The 4539-nt window shown below is 61.4% G+C and carries 5 protein-coding genes and 1 tRNA gene; 2 read left to right on the forward strand and 4 right to left on the reverse strand.

Annotated elements, in window-relative coordinates; genetic code table 11:
* Positions 1 to 1241, reverse strand: a 1241-nt coding sequence (locus PK789_RS11380; protein ID WP_324308926.1) for a tryptophan--tRNA ligase, incomplete at its 3' end; no start/stop codon positions are given.
* Positions 1242 to 1376: 135 nt separating this feature from the next.
* On the opposite strand from PK789_RS11380, the gene PK789_RS11385 reads away from it, so the two are divergent.
* Positions 1377 to 2171 carry a hypothetical protein gene (locus tag PK789_RS11385; protein ID WP_324308928.1) on the forward strand — a complete coding sequence of 265 codons (795 nt, stop codon included), beginning with the start codon at positions 1377 to 1379 and terminating at the stop codon, positions 2169 to 2171.
* A gap of 43 nt (positions 2172 to 2214) precedes the next feature.
* On the opposite strand, the gene PK789_RS11390 is transcribed toward PK789_RS11385, so the two are convergent.
* From PK789_RS11390 to PK789_RS11400, 3 genes are all read right to left on the reverse strand, one after another.
* A complete protein-coding gene (locus PK789_RS11390) occupies positions 2215 to 2352 on the reverse strand; it encodes an entericidin A/B family lipoprotein (protein WP_288969146.1) in 138 nt (45 codons plus the stop codon).
* A gap of 80 nt (positions 2353 to 2432) precedes the next feature.
* A complete protein-coding gene (gene rocF, locus PK789_RS11395; RefSeq protein ID WP_288969144.1) occupies positions 2433 to 3356 on the reverse strand; it encodes an arginase in 924 nt (307 codons plus the stop codon).
* A 50-nt stretch (positions 3357 to 3406) separates the two neighbouring features.
* Positions 3407 to 3482: transfer RNA gene (locus tag PK789_RS11400), tRNA-Thr, on the reverse strand.
* 227 nt (positions 3483 to 3709) lie between these two features.
* Here PK789_RS11400 and PK789_RS11405 point away from each other — a divergent pair.
* Positions 3710 to 4477, forward strand: coding sequence for a hypothetical protein (locus tag PK789_RS11405; RefSeq protein WP_324308931.1), 768 nt, complete (start codon positions 3710 to 3712; stop codon positions 4475 to 4477).
* Positions 4478 to 4539 lie beyond the last annotated feature (62 nt).

Here is a 4539-nt window from a genome sequence, read left to right on the forward strand (position 1 = left end):
CCCAGCATGAAATCGGCCACATCGGCATCCAGCGTGCCGCTTTTGATCGATGCAATCCGCTGCCCGGCATCACGCGGGGAATCAAAGCCCGCGCTTTGCAACAGCACGCGCTCGCCTTGCACCAGCTTGAAGTAGAACTTGCCATCGGCATCGCGGTATTGCTTGAAGCTGGGCACCCCGGCATCGGATGATCTCTTGGGTTTACCCGCATCACTGCCCGCCACCACCTGCGACAAATCGCGCAAGCCCACCGCTTCACGCAGGCGGGTAATTGCCGGGGTTGCATAGGCACTGCGCAAACGTGCCGCACCCATGCGCAAGATGGCTTCGATCTCGCCAGGCTTGGCCATCAGTGCTTCATAGCGTTCGCGTAGCGGGGTGATTTCGGCATCAATTTTTTCGAACAACGCCTGCTTGGCATCGCCCCAGCTGATGCCCTCGGCAAACGCCTGCGCAAATGCGGCGGTGTCCTGTTTCGATGCAAACGCTTGGTACAACTGAAACAGCGCCGAACCTTCAGTGTCCTTGGGCTCGCCGGGTGCACGCGAGTCGGTGAGAATGCCGGCGATGAGTTTTTTCAGTTCGTTGCGCGGGGCAAACATCGGGATGGTGTTGTCGTAGCTTTTGCTCATCTTGCGGCCATCCAGACCGGGCAAGGTGGCCACCTGCTCATCCACCGCCGCTTCTGGCAATACAAAAAACTCGTGCCCGTAAATGTGGTTGAAGCGCTGACCAAACGTGCGCGCCATTTCGATGTGCTGCACCTGATCGCGGCCCACCGGCACCTTGTGCGCATTGAAGATCAAGATGTCGGCGGCCATCAACACCGGGTACATGAACAACCCGGCGCTGATGCCGGCATCGTCGTCCTCACCCTCGGCGCGGTTTTTATCCACCGCCGCTTTGTAGGCATGCGCACGATTGAGAATGCCCTTGCCGGCCACGCAGGTGAGCAGCCACGTCAGCTCGGGGATTTCTGGAATGTCCGATTGCCGATAGAACCACACCTTGGCCGGATCCAACCCGCAGGCCAACCACGCCGCCGCAATCTCCAACGTGGAACGCTGCGTGCGCGCGGGGTCTTGCGCCTTGATCAAGCTGTGATAGTCCGCAAGGAAATAAAAACTCTCGGTATCGCTGGCACGCGATGCGGCAATCGCCGGGCGGATGGCACCAACGTAATTGCCTAAGTGTGGAGTACCGGACGTGGTGATACCGGTGAGGACGCGGGTCTTGCTCATGCGGGGCTGCGCTTGTATTGCGAAATCAATCGCCATTCTAAAGGCACAGCCCTAAAGACACAGCGCTAACCCCGTTTTGCGGCGTGATGCGTTGACCGTCTTGCAGCGCACCTCTTGCGCCTTCTGGAGATCACTATGTTTCGCTCACTTGCACTCGCCCTTGCATTTGCCGCATCCACCGCATGCAGCTTGCCCGCGCACGCCCGCGACATCGTCACCTTGGGCGTGGTGGACCGCGACAGCGGGCAAACCCTGCCCGACTACCCCTATCGCGGCCAACACTGGGTCGCCGGCGTGCCCGGCCACCGCTACGCCGTGCGGCTGACCAACACCACTGGCGAACGTGTGTTGGTGGTGTTGTCGGTGGATGGCGTGAACGCGGTCAGCGGGCAAACCGCCGCGCCCTCGCAGGCCGGCTATGTGCTGGGCCCGTGGGAGTCCACCGAGATCGCCGGCTGGCGTAAATCGCTGGATGACATCGCCCAATTCGTCTTCACCGATCTGCAAGACAGCTACGCCGCGCGCACTGGCCGCCCGGCCAATGTGGGTGTGGTGGGGATCGCGGTGTTTCGTGAATATCAGCCGCCACGCCCGCGCTACGCACCGCCGCTGGCCGCGCAAGAACAAGCACGCGACAGCATGGCCAAATCGGCACCGGCACCAGCACCCCCTGCCGCTGCCAGCCGCGCGATGGCAGAGGCCGATGCCATGCCGCAACAACTGGGCACCGGCCACGGCCAACGCGAATGGGCACCGGTGGGGCAAACCACGTTTCAACGGATGAGCACACGCCCGCAGCAAGTCAGCCAAGTGCGCTATGACGATGCCAATGCGCTAGTGGCGATGGGTATCCTTCCACGCCTCTATCGCGGCTATGCCGACAACACGCCACGTGCGTTTCCGCAGGGATTTGTGCCGGATCCGCGCTGACGGTATTGGCCCATCGGGCTTCTGCCCGATGGGCTTGCAGCGCTTACTTTTTGCCGGAAGCGTCTTCGATTTTTTCGCCAACTTTCTTGATGTCCTTACCGGCACCATTCACGGTATTGCAGGCGGTCAAGGCCACACTGGCGAACACGGTCAACAACAGCAGGGCAAATAAACGTTTCATGGAAGCCTCGTGACGGGGTGGAAAGCAACATTAAACCGCGTCACCGCTAAAACTGCACATGAACACGCATCAATCGCGTATCAATCGCGCATCAAGGTCGATTTGCCAAACAGACTTTCCACCAAATCCACCGCCAGCTTGGCGGTGGCATTACGGCGATCCAGTGCGGGGTTGATTTCGACCAAATCCAGCGACCCCAGGCAACCGCTATCGGCCACCATTTCCATGATGAGTTGCGCTTCGCGGTAGTTCACACCGCCGGGCACGCGGGTGCCGGTGCCGGGCGCAATCGACGGATCCAGCATATCCACATCGAAGCTCACGTGCAGATGCGTGTTGGCATCCATCCCTTCCAGCGCTTCTTCCATCGCGCGGCGCATACCGACTTCGTCGATATAGCGCATGTCGTAGATATCCAGCCCGTATTCCTTGACCAGTCGCTTCTCGCCCGGGTCCACTGAACGAATGCCGATCTGGCGCACTTGGTCGGGACTGATCGCCGGGGTGATGCCACCAAATCCGGTCAACGCCGCCGGCCCCATCCCACACAAGCACGCCACTGGCATGCCGTGGATATTGCCGCTGGGGGTGAGCTCGTGGGTGTTGAAATCGGCATGCGCATCCAGCCACAACACGCGCAACTGTTTACCGATGCTGCGGCAATGCGCGGCCACCGCCGCAATCGAACCGATTGCTAGGCAATGATCGCCACCCAGCAAAATCGGCATCCGCCCGGCTTGCAGCTCACGGGTGGACACCTCAAACACCCCGCGATTCCACGCCGTCACTTCCTCCAAATGCCGGTAGCCATCCACCGGCGCACTGACCGGGTTGCGCGGGCCGCTGACATCGCCCACATCGCGCACCGCCACACCGCGCGCAGCAATGGCATCCACCAACCCGGCCACGCGCAAGGCCTCCGGCCCCATCGACGCCCCGCGCCGTGCTGCCCCAATATCCGTAGGAACGCCAAAAATGGAAACAGGCGGGTAGTGACGCTGCATGGAAGGCCCCAACAGATACGCCGCCTACGGCACAGGCGCAAGCTGGGCGATGGTGCCGCTTGTCCGAATCGAACGGACGACCTACCGCTTACAAGGCGGTTGCTCTACCTGCTGAGCTAAAGCGGCAAGACGCAGATTCTAACCCGAAGCGTCGCCGCTGGCATCTGAAACCACGAAACCGGCGTGCTTCACCGCCACATCGCTCAAGATGCCCCGCGTTTATCCGGGCGATGCGAACGACGCTTGCTGGTCGATAAACGCATTGAACCGCATGCTTGCAAACACAAAAAATTCAGCCGGTTTTCATCGTTTTTGGCGCGTACCACGGTCACCTTCATGAATGGAGAATGCGTATGAACAGCTTATCCATGACCCGGTTGCCCTTGGCCTTGTTGTCAACCGCATTGCTATGCGCGATACCCCCCGCTACCGCCCTAGCGCAGTCGGCCAATGCGCCCGGCAATGGCCCCGCGATAGACGTAAAACAAGCCGAACAAGGCACACAACATGCACAGGTCTCCAACGGCAGGGTGGCCGGCGAGGCTGCGGTGGGGTTGGCCGTGGCCGGACTGGTGCATTCGTTGATCAAGCATCACGAAAAATCCGATACCTGCCCAACCCCCACCCCGGCACCGGCCCCCATCACCACCCCCAATGGGGTTCCATTGAGGGGGATTGGTGTGTCACTGGGCAAAGTGCCTGGGGGCGGCTGCGCGGCCCGCACCACGGATGCGAATGGACAGATCAATTTTGGCATCTGGCCAGCGCTCCCCAAGGATGAGGTGTATGCCATCAGCATCGCCCCGGATGCATTGCCCGCCAGTGGTGATGTTGAATTAGTCGTCGATGGGCCCGCCGGCGGGCAGATCGTGCAACAACGCAGCGCAGCGCAGGCCACCGAGCGCCGCTCGATGACCATTATGTTCACGTCCGACGCCGGCACCCCCATCAGCATTGCGTTATCGCGCCCCACCAATGGCATGACCGTCTCACCTAACCCAACCGAGGCAGCGCAACGCAACGCGGCCAGCGCCCCCACGCAGCAACCCGTGGCACCACCCCCGGTGCGCGGGGTGCCGCTGCGGGGTATCGGCGTTGGGCTGGGAAAGACAACGAATTAGCGCCGTCGAAGCTGGCCACGGTGCGGGTGGCCCCGCTCACCGTGGCGGTGTAATTGTAGGTT

Origin of the sequence: Thermomonas sp. (assembly GCF_035369645.1) — a bacterium.
Classification (GTDB): Bacteria; Pseudomonadota; Gammaproteobacteria; order Xanthomonadales; family Xanthomonadaceae; genus Thermomonas.